The 17,342-nt window shown below is 56.1% G+C and carries 18 protein-coding genes; 9 read left to right on the forward strand and 9 right to left on the reverse strand.

Annotation, left to right across the window (positions count from 1 at the left end; all coding sequences use genetic code 11):
* Nucleotides 1–98: 98 nt before the first annotated feature.
* The 4 genes from ybeD to lipA all read left to right on the forward strand — a co-directional run bounded on the left by ybeD (nt 99) and on the right by lipA (nt 3,521).
* Nucleotides 99–362: a DUF493 family protein YbeD gene (gene ybeD, locus RT197_RS09560; RefSeq protein WP_015965386.1), complete on the forward strand. Its 264-nt coding sequence runs from the start codon at nt 99–101 to the stop codon at nt 360–362.
* Nucleotides 363–448: 86 nt separating this feature from the next.
* Nucleotides 449–1,090, forward strand: a complete 642-nt coding sequence (lipB, locus tag RT197_RS09565) for a lipoyl(octanoyl) transferase LipB (RefSeq protein ID WP_312949702.1) — start codon at nt 449–451, stop codon at nt 1,088–1,090.
* 301 nt (nt 1,091–1,391) lie between these two features.
* Nucleotides 1,392–2,345, forward strand: a complete 954-nt coding sequence (locus tag RT197_RS09570) for a YbeF family transcriptional regulator (protein WP_312949704.1) — start codon at nt 1,392–1,394, stop codon at nt 2,343–2,345.
* Nucleotides 2,346–2,555: 210 nt separating this feature from the next.
* Complete coding sequence (lipA, locus tag RT197_RS09575; protein ID WP_312949707.1) at nt 2,556–3,521, forward strand: lipoyl synthase; 966 nt, start codon at nt 2,556–2,558, stop codon at nt 3,519–3,521.
* Nucleotides 3,522–3,609: 88 nt separating this feature from the next.
* Here the strand turns inward: lipA and tatE are convergent, their stop codons facing one another.
* Together tatE and RT197_RS09585 are read right to left on the reverse strand one after the other, a co-directional pair.
* Nucleotides 3,610–3,813 carry a twin-arginine translocase subunit TatE gene (gene tatE / locus RT197_RS09580; protein WP_312949710.1) on the reverse strand — a complete coding sequence of 68 codons (204 nt, stop codon included), beginning with the start codon at nt 3,811–3,813 and terminating at the stop codon, nt 3,610–3,612.
* Nucleotides 3,814–3,940: 127 nt separating this feature from the next.
* On the reverse strand, nt 3,941–4,729 hold the full coding sequence (locus RT197_RS09585; RefSeq protein ID WP_312949712.1) for a deaminated glutathione amidase: 789 nt from the start codon (nt 4,727–4,729) through the stop codon (nt 3,941–3,943).
* 77 nt (nt 4,730–4,806) lie between these two features.
* On the opposite strand from RT197_RS09585, the gene crcB reads away from it, so the two are divergent.
* Nucleotides 4,807–5,187 carry a fluoride efflux transporter CrcB gene (gene crcB / locus RT197_RS09590; protein WP_312949714.1) on the forward strand — a complete coding sequence of 127 codons (381 nt, stop codon included), beginning with the start codon at nt 4,807–4,809 and terminating at the stop codon, nt 5,185–5,187.
* A gap of 64 nt (nt 5,188–5,251) precedes the next feature.
* Here crcB and cspE read toward each other — a convergent pair whose 3' ends face one another.
* The 7 genes from cspE to RT197_RS09625 form a co-directional block, all read right to left on the reverse strand.
* Nucleotides 5,252–5,461, reverse strand: coding sequence for a transcription antiterminator/RNA stability regulator CspE (gene cspE, locus RT197_RS09595; RefSeq protein ID WP_000034826.1), 210 nt, complete (start codon nt 5,459–5,461; stop codon nt 5,252–5,254).
* A 193-nt stretch (nt 5,462–5,654) separates the two neighbouring features.
* Nucleotides 5,655–6,236, reverse strand: a complete 582-nt coding sequence (gene pagP / locus RT197_RS09600; RefSeq protein WP_409529684.1) for a lipid IV(A) palmitoyltransferase PagP — start codon at nt 6,234–6,236, stop codon at nt 5,655–5,657.
* 107 nt (nt 6,237–6,343) lie between these two features.
* Nucleotides 6,344–9,463 (reverse strand): efflux RND transporter permease subunit, encoded by a 3,120-nt coding sequence (locus RT197_RS09605; protein ID WP_312949724.1) that lies wholly within the window; start codon nt 9,461–9,463, stop codon nt 6,344–6,346.
* Nucleotides 9,460–10,893: an efflux RND transporter periplasmic adaptor subunit gene (locus tag RT197_RS09610; RefSeq protein ID WP_312949726.1), complete on the reverse strand. Its 1,434-nt coding sequence runs from the start codon at nt 10,891–10,893 to the stop codon at nt 9,460–9,462. Before RT197_RS09610 ends, RT197_RS09605 begins: the two co-directional genes overlap by 4 nt.
* A complete protein-coding gene (locus RT197_RS09615; RefSeq protein ID WP_312949728.1) occupies nt 10,890–12,146 on the reverse strand; it encodes a TolC family protein in 1,257 nt (418 codons plus the stop codon). The genes RT197_RS09610 and RT197_RS09615 overlap by 4 nt, the downstream gene beginning before the upstream one ends.
* Before the next feature lie 12 nt (nt 12,147–12,158).
* Nucleotides 12,159–12,470, reverse strand: a complete 312-nt coding sequence (locus tag RT197_RS09620) for a copper-binding protein (protein ID WP_312949730.1) — start codon at nt 12,468–12,470, stop codon at nt 12,159–12,161.
* A gap of 57 nt (nt 12,471–12,527) precedes the next feature.
* Nucleotides 12,528–12,920: a DUF2946 domain-containing protein gene (locus RT197_RS09625; protein ID WP_312949733.1), complete on the reverse strand. Its 393-nt coding sequence runs from the start codon at nt 12,918–12,920 to the stop codon at nt 12,528–12,530.
* Nucleotides 12,921–13,273: 353 nt separating this feature from the next.
* Between RT197_RS09625 and dcuC the strand changes: the two genes are divergently transcribed.
* The 4 genes from dcuC to RT197_RS09645 all read left to right on the forward strand — a co-directional run bounded on the left by dcuC (nt 13,274) and on the right by RT197_RS09645 (nt 17,333).
* On the forward strand, nt 13,274–14,647 hold the full coding sequence (dcuC, locus tag RT197_RS09630) for an anaerobic C4-dicarboxylate transporter DcuC (protein WP_312949734.1): 1,374 nt from the start codon (nt 13,274–13,276) through the stop codon (nt 14,645–14,647).
* Nucleotides 14,648–14,753: 106 nt separating this feature from the next.
* Complete coding sequence (rna, locus tag RT197_RS09635) at nt 14,754–15,548, forward strand: ribonuclease I (RefSeq protein WP_312949736.1); 795 nt, start codon at nt 14,754–14,756, stop codon at nt 15,546–15,548.
* A gap of 187 nt (nt 15,549–15,735) precedes the next feature.
* Nucleotides 15,736–16,065, forward strand: coding sequence for a PTS fructose transporter subunit IIB (locus RT197_RS09640; RefSeq protein ID WP_103677414.1), 330 nt, complete (start codon nt 15,736–15,738; stop codon nt 16,063–16,065).
* Between the two features lie 20 nt (nt 16,066–16,085).
* Complete coding sequence (locus tag RT197_RS09645; protein ID WP_312949740.1) at nt 16,086–17,333, forward strand: PTS fructose transporter subunit IIC; 1,248 nt, start codon at nt 16,086–16,088, stop codon at nt 17,331–17,333.
* Nucleotides 17,334–17,342 lie beyond the last annotated feature (9 nt).

Genomic DNA, 17,342 nt, shown 5'->3' on the forward strand with positions numbered 1-17,342 from the left:
TAGCCTATTGAAAACCGGGCGCTCGCCCCCATATACTATTCATCCTGATAACTCCCGCGCCTGTGGGAGTTATTCTTTTTTGTAACGCCGGAGCTGACATGAAAACCAAACTTAACGAACTGCTGGAATTCCCTACCCCGTTTACCTATAAGGTAATGGGTCTGGCGAAACCTGAGCTGGTGGATCAGGTGGTTGAAGTGGTACAGCGCCATGCGCCTGGTGACTACTCCCCGCAGATAAAACCGAGCAGCAAAGGCAACTACCACTCGGTATCCATCACCATTAACGCCACGCATATTGAGCAGGTTGAAACGCTCTATGAAGAGCTGGGCAATATCGAAATTGTCCGTATGGTGCTGTAAACCATTCAGTTACCCGGTATCCGCCGGGTAACGCATTTTTCTGTGTGATATAATCCCCGGCACGATCCCTCCCCGGAGACTGCGTTTTGCTTCAGGACACCATCCTTATTCGTCGCCTGGGCCTTCAGCCCTATGAACCCGTTTCGCAGGCGATGCATGAATTTACCGACTCGCGCAATGAAAACACCCCGGATGAAATCTGGCTGGTGGAACATATGCCGGTTTTCACCCAGGGTCAGGCGGGTAAAGCGGAACATGTTCTGGTACCCGGCGACATCCCGGTGATCCAGAGCGACAGAGGCGGCCAGGTGACCTACCACGGCCCCGGCCAACAGGTTATGTACGTCCTGCTGAACCTGAAGCGGCGCAAGCTTGGCGTGCGGGAGCTGGTCACAGTCCTTGAGCAAACGGTCGTCAACACGCTGGCACAGTTTGCGGTCGACGCGCATCCGCGCGCGGATGCCCCCGGCGTATACGTTGGCGAAAAGAAAATTTGCTCGCTGGGTCTGCGCATTCGTAAAGGCTGTTCGTTTCACGGCCTGGCGCTCAATATCGCGATGGATCTCTCGCCTTTTTTACGCATCAATCCCTGCGGCTATGCCGGAATGGAAATGGCCCAGCTGAGCGAATGGGTGAAAGACGCCAGCACGGATTCTATTTCCCCTGTATTAGTAGGCCATTTTTTAGCGCTGCTAAACAATCCGCCTTATCAATATATCCCTACTTAACTCGTTAAGCGCGGCGGCGCGTTATTTTTGTGTCCGCCGTCTCTTTATCCCCTTTTTTCTTTACAAGTTCCTGAACTTTCTATATTTTCATTTCGCTTGATTTGTTTTAATAATGAAAGAGTTGTCGAGTGAAACGAGGCGGCGATTTTTGCGATCGCGGGCTTTTCACACATGTGACAAACAGATAAACTTTTAATATTTAAGATAAATATCATTCTCCCCTGCAATAATTGAGACGATAATAACAACAAGATCAGCATCAGCTATCATTCATATTGTGGATGAAAAATGGAGCCTAAGCGTGGATTACAACGACCTGCCAGAAAAACGAATAAAACCACTGCGTGAGGACGATAACCCGCAAATTTTTCGTACACTCCGGAATATTGACCTCAACCTCCTGACTATTTTTGAGGCGGTCTATGTGCATAAAGGGATTGTTAACGCAGCGAAAATTCTCAACCTCACGCCCTCGGCTATTAGTCAGTCGATTCAGAAATTACGGGCAATATTTCCCGATCCGCTTTTTATTCGTAAAGGCCAGGGGGTAACGCCCACCGCTTACGCCAGCCATTTACATGAGTACATTAGCCAGGGAATGGAGTCGATCCTCGGCGCGCTGGATTTAACCGGCAGCTATGATAAACAGCGCACGATCACCATAGCCACCTCGTCATCTATCGGTGCGCTGGTGATGCCGACTATTTATAAGGCGGTACGCGAAGAATTTCCGCAGTTGCTACTGCGCAATATTCCGGTCACGGATGCCATCAATAAATTAAGTCAGTTCCAGGCCGATTTAGTAATCGACAGCTATGTGCTGACCGCGCGCGCCCTCGCCCACCATGTGCTGTATACCGATAAACTGGTGCTGGTCTGCCGCGACGGCCACCCTGCGCTGGGCCAGCCGGTCGATACCGATACGCTGCGCCAGCATCAACACACGCTGCTGATGCTGGACGGACAGAGCCACGGCGACCTGCGTAAACGTATTTACGAACTGTTCCCGGATCGTCAGGTGAGCTTCAGTAGCTACAACCTGTTTACAATTGCCGCCCTGATTGCCGACAGCGATCTGATCGGTCTGATGCCGGAACGCATCTACTCGCTTTTCGCCTCCTGCTGGCCGCTACGCACCATTGACTACCCGCCGCTTAGCGAAGAGAAGATGGATTTTTCATTGCATTACAACAAGCTAAGCCTGCGCGATCCCATTTTGCAAAATGTGATAAAAGTGATTCGCCAGGCGTTCTGATTTATTTCGCATTAAAAAATCTTCGCCCATTCCGCCAGGGCATGTGAACAAAAACAACAACTATTTCACAAATAGCTGCCCTGGCAGGCTGCTTTCATCCCTGCATCAATGTTATACTGCGTGGAGTGAATTCAAAAATAGTTGATAAATACAACATTTCATTGAATTGAAACGCTTTCCTTCGTTATCCGCAACTGGAACACGCACGCTATGAGTAAACCCATTGTGATGGAACGCGGTGTTAAGTACCGCGACGCCGATAAGATGGCCCTTATCCCGGTAAAAAACGTAGCAACTGAGCGCGAAGAGCTGCTGCGAAAACCGGAATGGATGAAAATTAAGCTTCCGGCTGACTCTTCCCGTATCCAGGGTATTAAAGCGGCGATGCGCAAAAACGGCCTGCACTCTGTCTGCGAAGAAGCCTCCTGTCCGAATCTGGCAGAATGTTTTAACCATGGCACCGCCACGTTTATGATCCTCGGTGCTATTTGCACCCGTCGCTGCCCGTTCTGTGACGTGGCCCACGGTCGCCCGATAGCGCCGGACGCCGGTGAACCGCAAAAACTGGCGCAGACCATCGCGGATATGGCACTGCGATATGTGGTGATCACCTCGGTGGATCGTGACGATCTGCGCGACGGTGGCGCACAGCATTTTGCCGACTGTATTACCGCAATCCGCGAAAAAAGCCCGTCAATTCGCATCGAAACCCTCGTGCCGGATTTCCGTGGCCGTATGGATCGCGCGCTGGATATCCTTAACGCCACGCCGCCGGATGTGTTTAACCACAACCTTGAAAACGTGCCGCGTGTTTATCGTCAGGTGCGTCCGGGCGCGGATTACAACTGGTCGCTGAAGCTGCTGGAGCGTTTTAAAGAAGCGCACCCGGAAATTCCGACCAAGTCCGGTCTGATGGTGGGCCTGGGCGAAACCAATGCGGAAATCATTGAGGTGATGCGCGATCTGCGTCGTCACGGCGTGACCATGCTGACGCTGGGGCAATACCTGCAACCAAGCCGTCACCATCTTCCGGTACAGCGTTACGTTAGCCCGGATGAGTTTGATGAAATGAAAGCGGAAGCGCTGGCGATGGGCTTCACCCACGCAGCCTGCGGTCCGTTTGTCCGCTCTTCCTATCACGCCGATTTGCAGGCGAAAGGGATTGAAGTGAAGTAAGCGCGAAAAATATACCCGCTTACATTTGACATAAAAAAACCGGCCATCGCGATGTGCCGGTTTTTTTTTGCAAGCCTTAGCGTTGCCGTTACTCTTTATGCGTGATCCGTTCTGCCGGAATATCGCCTTCCGCGCTTTTCTTCGCAGTCGTGTCGTCATCATTCATGGCTTTCTTGAAGCCCTTGATTGCCGTGCCCAGGTCTCCGCCCAGGGTACGCAGTTTCTTCGTACCAAACACCAGAACAATCAGTGCTGCAACAACCAGCAGTTTGGTAATGCTAATCTCACCCATAGTTACCTTCTTCAAAAAAACAGGCTGCATAAAACGCCACAAAAACCAGCGTCTATTAACGGACATTTGCGGCGAAGACACAATAGCAATCTGTAACAAGGTGAATCAAGTATTGTTTAAAAAAACGTCACAATAGTTGCGGCGGCGCAAACTTTCGGTTGCGTAAAACAGGCAGTTTGCTGCGAAACTGCTCAAGCTCTGCGCGGTCTGCGTCAGCAAGGATAAGCTGCGGCGCATCGGCAGCGCCCGCCAGAGTCACGCCAGCCGGGGAGATAATCCGGCTCTGGCCGATATTTTTGCTGCCGCATTCGCCCGCCGCGACCACATAGCAGGTGGTGTCCAGCGCCCGCGCGGCCAGCAACGTTGACCAGTGGTGCTCTTTCAGCGGACCGCGTACCCATGCGGCGGGCAGCACCAGGATTTCCGCACCCGCCAGCGCGTGTGCTATTGCCAGCTCCGGGAAGCGCAAATCGTAACAGGTCATCAGCCCTGTCTTCATGCCGTTGACGTCAATCAGCGGCGGTACAGTGCCTCCAGCGTCGACCCGCCGTGACTCCTGGATACTGAACGCATCATACAGATGCAGTTTGGCGTACTGCGCGATAATCTCCCCTCCCCGCAGCGCCACCAGCGTATTTACCGCCCTGCCCGGCGCGGAGGGCACGTGGAGCGTCAGCACGGTGGTAAGGTCATTGTTTTGACTCTCTTCACGCAGGCGCGTTAAAAAACCGCCGTCAAGCGGCTGGGCGGACTTTACCGACAGGTCAGGATCGTCATCGTGGCGCGCCAGCAGCGCTTCCGGCAGCACCAGCAGACTCGCGCCACGTTCGGCGGCCTGCGCCATCAGGTTGACGCAAATACGCGCGTTGTTTTCCCAATACGGCGTGACGGCGAACTGCCCGGCGGCAATAATCATATACACTCCACATATTCCCGGTGAATGGATCTGGCGTTACACTGATCCGGTTTATTATGAAATAGCAGGTATTCATCGTGTTACAAGTGCTGATTGCCGTTTTTATTGGCGGCGGGACCGGCAGCGTTCTGCGCTGGTGGCTGGGTCTTAAATTTAATCCGCTGCATCATGCTATTCCTGTCGGGACGTTAACCGCGAATCTGGCAGGCGCGTTGATTATTGGCGCGGGGCTGGCGTGGTTCAACCGGATGACGAATATCGATCCGGTCTGGAAGCTGCTGGTAACCACCGGTTTTTGCGGCGGGCTGACCACCTTCTCCACTTTTTCCGCCGAAGCGTTTTTTCTGCTTCAGGAAGGGCGTTTTAGCTGGGCGCTGCTGAATATCGCGCTGAACCTGCTGGGATCGCTTGCCTTCACCGCCCTCGCCTTCTGGCTGGTCTCGACAACGGCGCGATAGGCCGACTCGCAGACGAAAAAAAACCCGCTCGTGAGCGGGTTTTGAATTCGTGCTGTCGTTGAACTTACAGAGCAGTTACGTTTGCAGCAGAAGGGCCTTTGGCACCGTTAGTGATTTCGAACTCTACACGCTGACCTTCAGCCAGAGTTTTGAAACCATTGGTCTGGATAGCGGAGAAGTGTACGAATACATCTTTGCTACCATCTTCAGGAGTAATGAAACCGAATCCTTTGGACTCATTAAACCACTTAACGTTACCTTTAATCTTAGACATCAAAATTACCTTTACATGAAAAAAGGACACAAATGCTGTGTCGGGTATCAGTACAACAATTGTGGTGCGATTTGTCCAGTCAAACAGTGCGAAAAAGTGATAAAAATCGCTAACTTTTTTAAGCGCATCACATAATTCGCTCTTTTCTGTCCGTTAGCCGATTGACGCTTGTCGCACGGCCGATTTGCCGAACTTAAAACTGAAATCGCAGCCAGGCAAAGTAAACGTTGCCGTTGTTATAGGTGCCTGGAATGTACGTCATCTGAAACGTCGCCGGGCCGTAACCGACCGAAGCCAGCGGCAGCAGCACCGGTATCGGGACGTAATACCAGTTGTCACGGGCGGTGACGCCAGCGGTATAGCCGAGGCCGAGGCGGAAGTTTTCGTCCGCCAGCGGTCGCCACGTTTTCTCCCAGCCGTAGCCCCCTATCGGCTCCAGTTTGTTGTTGGAATCTTTAAAGGCCATAAAGTACAGGCCGTGCCAGTTGCCCTTTTCATCCCAGCGGGATTGCCCGAAACCCGCGCCCCACGGACGCTCGTTATAGCGATCGGTTTTTTCCTTATCATAGGCAAACCGTGCGTGCCAGGTGATTGCCGGAATATAAAGATCGTAATGCTGCGGCTCCTGCCAGGTTTCGGCCGCATTATTACTGACGGTGCGCACACCATCGCCGATCATAGTGCCGATGGTTGCCGCAAACGCCGGAGGCATAATAAAAAAGACAATAAAAACTAAGGATTGTAATTGTTTCACACTCATAACCACTCTATTCATTTCTATGGCATGCTACCATAAAATATATGAATAAAGGCTTAACGAAAGCGGAAAAATCCCTAAGTTTAATCATATTGCATAACGGGCGCTCCGCAGAGCGCCCGCCATTATTTCACCCGATGGAGCAACTTATATACCGCCGGAATAACCAGCATCGACAATAACGGCGCGGTGATCATACCCCCAATCATCGGCGCGGCAATACGGCTCATCACTTCCGATCCGCTGCCGCTGCCCCACATAATCGGCAGCAGCCCGGTCATGATTGTCGCCACGGTCATCACTTTTGGCCGCACGCGCAATACCGCGCCTTCGTGAATAGCGCGCATCAGCGTGATATTTCCGCCCTCGGGTTCGAGACGCTGATATTTCTCAATGGCGTGATTAAGATACAGCACCATAATGACGCCAAACTCGGCAGCGACGCCCGCCAGGGCAATAAATCCGACGGCACCTGCCACCGACAGATTATATCCCAGCAGCCACAGCAGCCAGACCCCACCAATAAGCGAAAATGGCAGCGTGCCCATAATCAGCAGCACGTCTGAAATACGCCTGAAGGTAAGCCACAGCAGCACGAAAATAATCATCAGCGTCACCGGCAGGACTATTTTCAGCTTCGCCGTCGCGCGCTCCAGATATTCAAACTGCCCCGACCATGAAAGCGTTACCCCCTGCGGCAGTTTGACCTGCTGCGCCACCCGCTGCTGCATGTCATCCACCGCGGATTTCAGGTCGCGACCGCGCAGATCGACATAAATCCAGTTCGACAGGCGAGCGTTTTCGCTTTTCAGCATTGGCGGGCCTTCGCTAAGCGAAATCTCGGCCAGTTGCCCCAGCGCCACCTGACTGCCGTTGGCCGTCACCACCGGCAGATTGCGCAGTTTGTCGAGATTGTCGCGTAGTTCCCGTGGATAGCGGACGTTAATGGGATAGCGCTCCCGTCCCTCTGTCGTCTGCCCGACATTTTCGCCCCCGACCAGCGTCGCCACCAGCGATTGCAGCTCCTGCACCGACACGCCATACCGCGCAGCCTGAAGACGATTGATTTTGATATCGACATAGCGCCCGCCGGATAAACGCTCCGCCAGCGCAGAGGTCACGCCCGGCACCTCTTTGACCAGCCCCTCAATCTGGCGAGCGACGCGCTCAATATCCGCGATATTACTGCCGTTGACCTTGATCCCAACCGGGCTTTTGATCCCGGTCGCCAGCATATCCAGCCGGTTACGGATCGGCGGCACCCAGACGTTAGCAATGCCGGGAATGCTTACCGTGCGATCCAGTTCGGCCACCAGCTTGTCGGGCGTCATCCCGTTGCGCCACTGTTCGCGGGGTTTGAAGCGGATGGTGGTTTCCAGCATGGTTAACGGCGCGGGATCGGTTGCCGATTCCGCGCGCCCGGCTTTACCAAATACGCTCTCAACTTCCGGTACGCTCTTGATCAGCCGATCGGTCTGCTGGAGCAGCCGCGTGGCCTCGCGCACGGAGATACCCGGCAGAGTTGACGGCATGTACAGCAGATCGCCCTCGTCCAGCGGCGGCATAAACTCGCTGCCGAGGCGACTGAGCGGCCAGAACGTCACCAGTAGCAGGATCAGCGCCAGCCCCAGCGTGGCTTTCGGCCATTGCAGAACGCGATCCAGCAGCGGCTCATAGGCGCGGATCAGCCAGCGGTTAAGCGGATTGGCTTTCTCATCGGGGATCTTACCGCGAATAAAATAGCCCATCAGCACCGGCACCAGGGTGATCCCCAGCCCGGCGGCGACCGCCATCGACCAGGTTTTGGTAAATGCCAGCGGCGAGAACATTCGCCCTTCCTGCGCCTCCAGCGAGAACACCGGAATAAACGACAGAGTGATGATTAGCAGGCTGCAAAACAGCGCAGGTCCCACTTCCACCGCCGCCTGTTCGGCAATGCGCCAGTAATCGGCGCTTTCTGGCTGTTGGTCAGGGTGATCGTGCCGCCACTGCTCCAGCGTTTTATGCATGTTTTCAATCATTACAATTGCGGCATCGACCATCGCGCCAATCGCAATGGCGATCCCACCGAGGGACATAATATTGGCGTTAACGCCCTGATAATGCATAACGATAAACGCGCCGAGAATGCCGAGCGGCAGAGAGACAATCGCCACCAGCGCCGAGCGGAAGTGAAACAGAAACAGCGTACAGACGGCGGCGACCACGATAAACTCTTCAATCAGTTTATGGCTTAAGGTTTCGACGGCGTGCTCAATCAGCGTCGAACGGTCATAGACCGGCACAATCTCCACGCCTGCGGGCAGCGTTTGTTGCAGCGCCTGAAGTTTGCTTTTCACCGCCCGGATGGTTTCCAGCGCGTTTTGCCCGTAGCGCATGACGATGATTCCGCCAGCCACTTCGCCTTCCCCGTTAAGCTCCGCCACGCCGCGCCGGATCTCCGGACCGATACGCACGTCAGCCACATCCGACAGCATCACCGGCACGCCCTCCCGGCTGGCAATCACCACCTGACGGAAATCATCGGGCCGCTGCAAATAGCCGCTGGTGCGCACCATATACTCAGCTTCGCCCATTTCCAGCACCGCCCCGCCGCTCTCCTGATTTGACGCTTTCAGGGCATCAACCAGTTGCTGATGAGTAATATTCAGCGCCCGCAGACGCGCCGGATCGGGGATCACCTGATACTGTTTGACCATTCCGCCTACGCTCGCCACTTCGGAGACATTCGGCACCGTTTTCAGCTCGTAGCGCAGCGTCCAGTCCTGAAGCGCACGCAAATCAGCAAGACTGTGTTTACCGCTGCGATCCACCAGCGCGTATTCGTAGATCCAGCCCACGCCGGTAGCATCCGGCCCCAGCGCAACCGTCGCTCCCTCCGGCAACTGGGCCTGGATCTGGCTTAAATATTCCAGCACCCGCGAACGCGCCCAGTAAAGATCGACCCCATCCTCAAAGAGGACGTACACGTATGCATCGCCAAACATCGAATAGCCGCGCACCGTTTTCGCGCCGGGCACGGAAAGCATTGAAGTGGTCAGCGGCCAGGTCACCTGATCTTCAATAATTTGCGGCGCTTTACCAGGATAGCTGGCGCGGACGATCACCTGCACGTCAGAGAGATCCGGCAGCGCATCCAGCGGCGCACGCTGAACCGCCCACAATCCCCAGAGCGCCATGCCGATGGCCGCGAGGATCACCAGCAGCCGGTTGCGTAGCGCGGCGCGAATAACAGCAGCAATCATTGCATCGCCTCCCCGCCGGGCATCAGGTGGGTAATCGTTGCCCCCTGCTCGTCATCCAGCGTGAAACTGAACATCACCTTATCGCCGACGTGAATACCGTCAGCGGGCTGCTTCAGCGTAAAGTCCATGGTCATCGCCCCCCATTGCAGTTCCGGGACGGGCTGATGCGCGAGAGTGATGGTGTTGCCCTCAAGCGCTTTCACCACGCCGGTAGTCTGATATTCCTTCACCGCGACCTGCGCTGGCAGCGCGCTGCGCAGGCTGGCTTCGGAGTCGATCAGGAATTGCCCGGACGTGACGACCTGCTGACCTTCGCGTAAGCCGCTACGGATCTCCGTCCAGCCGTTAGCGGTCATCCCGGTCGTTACGCTGGCGGCGCTGAAATGCCCTTCGCCATCCGCCAGCAGTACCCGGCTGGCGCTGCCGGTATCAATCAGCGACTCTTCCGGTACCGCCAGCACCGGCTGCCCGTGCGGATTCTGTGCGGCTTTAACGGTAAGAAACATCCCCGGCTTCAGCTTTTGCTGCGGATTATCCAGCACGATGCGCGCACGCAGGGTCCGGGTGGTGGTTTCAAGCTGGGGTAACAGTTCGCTCACCCGCCCCTGAAACTGCTCACCGGGCCAGCTGGCGACGCTGGCGATAATTTCGCTGCCCGGCGCAAGCTGCGCGGCCTGGGTCGGTGGATAATCCACGATCACCCACACCGGATCGAGCGCGGCCAGTTCAAACAGCGGCGCGGTGGCGGTGACCTGCGCGCCCTCGCGGGTATCCAGTTTCGCCACGTAGCCCGCCTGTTCCGCGCGCAGGGTGATCCGCGTTTGCGGCTGACCACTGCGTTCAAGCTCGCGGACGATCGCGGCGGGCATAAACTGCAGCGCCAGCCGCTCGCGGGCCGCGCGGGTCAGCGTCGCATCCCCCAGCCGCCGCACCGCCAGATACTCCTGCTGCGCCGCTGTCCAGTCGGGGATCCACAAGCGCGCCAGCGGCTCGCCCGCCTTCACCCACTGCTGCGGCGCGCGCACGAACAGCTTTTCCACTACCCCGGAGGCTGGCGAGGGAACGATGCGCAGGCTGCGTTCATCGCTGGTAACGGTGCCGAAGGCGGAAAAGTCCGCTGTCAGCACTCTTTTTTCCACCTTCGCCACTTTCATGCCCAGATTTTGCTGCTGCCGGGCGCTGATGTTTACGCCGCTGTCGGCCTGCCCTTCATCGGCATAGCGGGGCACCAGCGGCATATCCATAAACGGTGACTTGCCCGGCTTATCGAAGCGCTGGTCCGGCACCATCGGATCGTACCAGTAAAGCACGTTGCGCTGCGGCGAAGCGTCTGACGGCGCGGAAGACGACGGGGTCTCGCGACCGGCGTAGTAGCCGACGCCGCCCGCCAGAATCGTCACGGCGATCATTGCCAGCATTCCTTTTTTCATTGGGTTAACTCCTGTGGGATCAGCCAGTGAATTGCCGCCCAGTTACGGGCAACCTCTTTTTCGGCTTTATTCACTGCCAGTTCGCTGGCGAGCACATCGCGACGCGCGCCCAGTAGCGCGGAAAGGGTGGACTGCCCGGCACGATACTGCGCGGTCAGCAGATCCAGCCGCTGCTGCTGAAGGGGAAGAACATCGTCACGCTGTCGGATCCATAGCGTTTGCGCAGCCTGGTATTCCGCAATCAGCGAACTGACCTGCGCGGTATGCTCGCGCTCGGTCTGGGCAACGTTATCGTTAGCCTGCATGGAGAGCGAAACGTCAGCGGCATGATCTTTATCCTGACGGCGCGCCTGAAACAGCGGCAGATCGACGGTAAACATCACCCCGGCCATATCGTCATAACCCTCGGCGCGGTGAGCGTAGTACAGCTCCACCTCGACATCGGGAATGGCGGCGACCGCCGACTGAGCCGAACGCGCTTTGGCGGTGCTCGCCTCACGCGCGGCGGCGATCACCTCCGGATGCAGAGCAATCCCTTCCAGCAGCGTTTTTTCATCGGCGGGCAGGCGCTGATAGGGCGGCAGCTTGCCGCTGATGCCCGTTACCGGTTCGCCGGTCAGTTGCAGCAGACGGGCGCGGGCGACCTGCACGTCACGCTCGGCCAGCGTGACTTCGTCGCGCAGGGTACTGAGCGTGAGCTGAAGTTCCGGGACGCTGTCCGGCATGGCGCTGCCAGTGCCCACGCTTGCCGTTTGCGCCGTCCGCTGGCGTGCGGTTTCCGCCACCACCCGTTTCGCCGTCGCCAGCGCTTTTTCCGAAAGCGCCAGATCCAGCCACGCCTGCGCGGCATCGCGCTGCAACGCGGCGGTCAGCGTAGCGGTCTGGGCGGTCACGCTTTGCGCCTGCGCTTCAAGGGTCAGCGCTTTTCGCTCGCGCTTCTCCTGGCTGACGTAGCGCTGCATCACGCCAACGCGCTGCATGGTCATGCCTTCGCGGGTAAAACGCCGGTCGTTACTGCCCTGCACGGGCAGATTCTCAATACCAAATTTAAGCTGTGGGTCCGGCAGTTCGCGGGCGGAACCGGCCATCGACTCCAGCGCGCGGGCTTCGTTGTGACTGGCGGAAAGCCCGGCAGAATAGCGCTGGGCAGCGGTCAGGGTTTGCGCGAGGGTCCACGTTTCCGCCTGGGCGGAGAGATGAATAACGCCGAGCAATGCCCCGCCGAGCCACAGGCTCAGCGCAGAAAATTTCATAGTTCCTCCGGTTCAGCGCAGCGCGGTCAGCGAGACGATCCGGTAACCGGAATCGTCCTGAACGAAGGTAAAATCAACGCGTTCGCCCGCCGTCAGCGAGACGGGAGCAGAAAGCGCAAACTGCATGGTCATCGGGGGCCAGTTGAGATCGGCAATAGCCTGATGCGCAATGGTCACCGTTTGCGGCGTGATTTTTTTGATAATACCCTGCGCGTGATGCACCGGGGTGGCCTGGGCAGGTTGAGGCTGATGCTCGTGGGCCTGAGCGGAGAAAAGGGAAAACGTCAGCAGCACGCCAGTCAGCGCGCGGATAAAAATAGTCATAACAACTCCAGATAATCGTGAATTTTGGGTAAAAAAATCGGCGAATTATCGGAGTGGCTATTCTCTGAAGCGGCAAAAACGGATGGTGGCAGGCGGGCCTGCGGCGGGCGGGGTCAGCGACCATTCACTGCGTGGTGCGGCCTGGCACGGCAGCGGCATCACATCGAGAGTCATGGCGACCGGCAGCGCCACCACCGGCGGATGATCGGTAATTTTCTGCGCCGTATCCGGCACGCAGTGTTTATCGCACAGTGGCGCTTTCGCCACCGCCGGGTGCGTCATCTGGTGATCCAGATGCTGGATCATCACCGCTTCACCCTGCGGTTGCAGCGCGCAGTCATGAGAGGCAAGCGCCATTTGACTCTGGATCAACAGCCAGCCAAACGCCAGCAAAAGCATCAGCAGATGCTTTTTCAGGAAGCGCAGGCGGTAGATCCCATGGGCGTGCATATCATTTCGCAAGTCAATGAATGGTTAAGCGAGTATACGTAAGTCTAATTTTTAAATTAAAGGATTTTTTAGCTAATTTACGTTTGCCGGATATTCAGGCTCAATTGCCGCTAATTTTAACGTTTATTTATCATTTACGTATCATAAAAACCCATTTTATATATTCATATAATGAATATTACCGCTCCACATTAAATAATGGATGAAATATACTCTGCGCGGTTTTTAGTCGCGGGTTTATTGATTTTTATCAGCACATCCCGCCCACTTTTTCGGCACATTTCGCGCAGAATTCTCACATATTACTGTTCAGGCAGCATTTTCTCTGGGTAACACGGTTACAGGTGACAATAATGTTAACGTTTTTAGAGCTACTCATCGGCGTGGTGGTCATTGTCGGCGTCGCCCGATACATCATTAAAGGTTATTCCGCGACTGGCGTACTGTTTGTCGGCGGGCTGCTGCTGCTGATCCTCAGCGCCATTCTGGGACATCAGATTTTACCCGCCAGCAACCCCAGCACCGGCTATTCCGCGACCGATATCGTGGAATACATAAAAATCCTGCTAATGAGTCGCGGCGGCGATCTCGGCATGATGATCATGATGCTGTGCGGCTTTGCGGCCTACATGACCCATATCGGTGCCAACGATATGGTGGTCAAACTGGCCTCCAAACCGCTGCGCTATATTAATTCGCCGTACATTCTGATGATCGCGGCCTATTTTGTCGCCTGCCTGATGTCGCTCGCCGTTTCTTCCGCCACCGGTCTGGGCGTACTGCTCATGGCAACGCTATTCCCGGTCATGGTTAACGTCGGGATCAGCCGTGGGGCTGCCGCTGCTATTTGCGCCTCCCCCGCCGCGATTATTCTCTCCCCGACCTCCGGCGACGTGGTGCTGGCCGCGAAAGCCGCTGAAATGCCGCTGATTGATTTTGCTTTTAAAACGACCCTGCCGATTTCCATCGCCGCCATTATCAGCATGGCGATAGCGCACTTTTTCTGGCAGCGTTATCTCGACAAGAAAGAGCAAATCACCCACGAAATGCTGGACGTGAACGAGATCACCACTACCGCGCCGTCGTTCTACGCCATCCTGCCGTTTACGCCGATTATCGGCGTGCTGATTTTTGACGGTAAATGGGGGCCGGAACTGCACATCATCACCATTCTGGTGATCTGTATGCTGCTGGCGGCTATCCTCGAATTTCTGCGCAGCTTCAGCACCCAGAAAGTTTTTGCCGGGCTGGATGTCGCATGGCGCGGCATGGCGGATGCCTTTGCAGGCGTGGTGATGCTGCTGGTGGCGGCAGGCGTTTTTGCCCAGGGATTAAGCACGATTGGCTTTATTCAGAGCCTGATCTCCATCGCCACCTCGTTCGGCTCGGCCAGTATCATCCTGATGCTGGTGCTGGTGGTGCTGACCATGCTGGCGGCGATGACCACCGGCTCCGGTAACGCGCCGTTCTATGCTTTTGTCGAAATGATCCCGAAACTGGCGCATCAGTCCGGCATTAACCCGGCGTATCTCTCCATTCCCATGCTGCAAGCCTCCAACCTTGGCCGTACCATTTCGCCGGTTTCAGGCGTGGTGGTTGCGGTGGCCGGGATGGCGAAAATTTCGCCGTTTGAAGTGGTTAAACGCACGTCGGTGCCGGTGCTGGTCGGCCTGATCGTGGTTATCGTCGCCACCGAAATTCTGGTTCCCGGCGCAGCACTGCATTAATGCGCTCTCCCGGCGGCATCGCCGCCGGGCTTTTTCCCGCTCGTCCCGCCATTTTATGCTTTAATAATCTTCAGAAATTAATTCATGCAGACCATCAGGATCACAAATGTTCAGGAAGAGTATCGCCTGCGCCACCCTGCTGTGCGCGGCTAATGCCTGCGCAACGCCGCTCGTCGCCACGCAATATGCCGATTTTGACCGCTATGTGCTGGCGCTCTCCTGGCAGACCGGTTTTTGCCAGAGTCAGCACTATAGCAAGCGCAATGAACCTGACGAGTGCCGTTTACAAAAAGAGAGCGACGATAAAACCACGTTTCTCACCGTCCACGGTTTGTGGCCAGGGCTACCAAAATCTATTGCTGCACGCGGCGTGGATGAGCGGCGCTGGATGCGTTACGGCTGCGCCTCGCGCCCGGTGCCCAATATGCCGGAAGCCCTCGCCAGCCGGAAATGTCAGGCCGCAGAAACCGGCATCTCGCTGGAAATGGCGGATAAACTTAACGGCGTGATGCCGGGTGCGGGCGGCAACTCCTGCCTTGAACGCTATGAATATGCCAAACACGGCGTCTGTTTTGGTTTCGATCCTGATGCCTGGGTCGGCACAATGGTGCGCCTGAATCACGAAATCCGGCACAGCGAGCTGGGCAGATTTATTGCCGCGAATTACGGTAAAACCATTGACCGTAGCGCGCTTAATGCCGCTATCGCCCAGGCCTGGGGCGCAAATAATGTTAAAGCCTTTAAGCTCACCTGCAATGGCAATCCGGCGTATCTGACCGAAATGCAAATCTCGATTAAAGCCACGGCAATTAACACGCCGCTGAACCCTGCTTCCTTTCTGCCACAGCCGCATCCTGGCAACTGCGCGAAGCAGTTCGTGCTGGACCCGGTCGGCTACTGATCCTCTGCTGCCCTGGTCGGGGCAGCGCTTTTCCTCCTGATTTTCATTACGTTTGCTTATAAGCGGACGCCCGTCACATTTCCCATTTCACGCATCAATCGTCAGGTAAATGCATTATTAGTCTGGTAACGCGACGGACTTTTTGCCGCCCATAATCGCCTCAACCGATCAATAAGGAGTTTTCATCATGGCTAAGAAATTTATTGCACTATGCGCCTGCCCTATGGGTCTTGCTCACACCTTTATGGCGGCTCAGGCACTTGAAGAAGCCGCACAGGAAGCGGGATACGACGAAATTAAAATTGAAACCCAGGGCGCGGACGGCATTCAAAATCGCCTCACCGCGCAGGATATCGCCGAAGCCGACATTATCATCCACTCCGTGGCCGTGACCCCGGAAGACAATGAGCGTTTCGAAACCCGCGACGTTTACGAAATCACTCTTCAGGATGCGATTAAAAACGCGGCGGGCATTATTAAAGAGATCGAAGAACTGATTGCCGCAGAACAACAATAACTCTTTCAGGACGATATCTTATGGCCATTAAAAAACGCAGTGCTACCGTAGTCCCCGGCGCGTCCGGGGCCGCAGCGGTGGCAAAAAATGCCCCGGCCACCCGCAACAGCTTCTGGGGCGAGTTGCCGCAACACATTATGTCCGGCATTTCGCGGATGGTTCCCACCCTGATCATGGGTGGGGTGATCCTCGCTTTTTCACAACTTATCGCCTATAGCTGGCTGAATATTCCGGCCGATACCGGCATTATGGATGCGTTAAACTCCGGCAAGTTCAGCGGGTTTAACCTTTCGCTGCTGAAATTCGCCTGGCTTTCGCAATCCTTCGGCGGCGTGCTGTTTGGCTTTGCCATCCCAATGTTTGCGGCTTTTGTCGCCAACTCCATCGGCGGCAAGCTGGCGTTTCCGGCCGGGTTTATCGGTGGCCTGATGTCCACCCAGCCGACGCAGGTACTGAATTTCGATCCTGCCACGCTACAGTGGGCCACTACTAATCCGGTCCCCTCCACCTTTATTGGCGCGCTGATCATCTCGATCGTGGCGGGCTACCTGGTGAAGTGGATGAATCAGAAAATCCAGATGCCGGATTTCCTGCTGGCGTTTAAAACCACCTTTTTACTGCCGATCCTCTCCGCCGTTTTTGTGATGCTGGCGATGTACTACGTGATTACGCCGTTTGGCGGCTGGATCAACGGCGGCATTCGCGCGCTGCTGACCGCTGCCGGTGAAAAAGGCGTGCTGATGTATGCCGCAGGGATCTCAGCGGCCACCGCCATCGACCTCGGCGGGCCGATCAATAAAGCGGCGGGCTTTGTCGCCTTCAGCTTTACTACTGACCACGTTCTGCCCGTCACCGCGCGCTCAATTGCTATCGTCATCCCGTCGATTGGCCTTGGCCTGGCGACCATTCTTGACCGCCGCCTGACCGGAAAACGGCTGTTCAACGCCCAGCTTTATCCGCAGGGTAAGACCGCGATTTTCCTCGCCTTTATGGGGATCAGCGAAGGGGCGATTCCCTTCGCGCTGGAAAGCCCGATTACCGCTATTCCGTCTTACATGATTGGCGCAATCGTCGGCTCGACGACCGCCGTGTGGCTCGGTGCCGTGCAGTGGTTCCCGGAATCCGCCATCTGGGCATGGCCGCTGGTAACGAATCTCGGCGTCTATATGTTCGGTATTTTGCTGGGCGCGGTGATCACCGCCATGCTGGTGCTGTTCCTGCGCAACAGGTTGTACCGGAAAGGCAAACTGCTGATCGACGCGGCGTAAGCACAGGAG

The sequence above is a fragment of the Superficieibacter sp. genome (genome assembly GCF_032071645.1).
Lineage (GTDB): Bacteria > Pseudomonadota > Gammaproteobacteria > Enterobacterales > Enterobacteriaceae > Superficieibacter.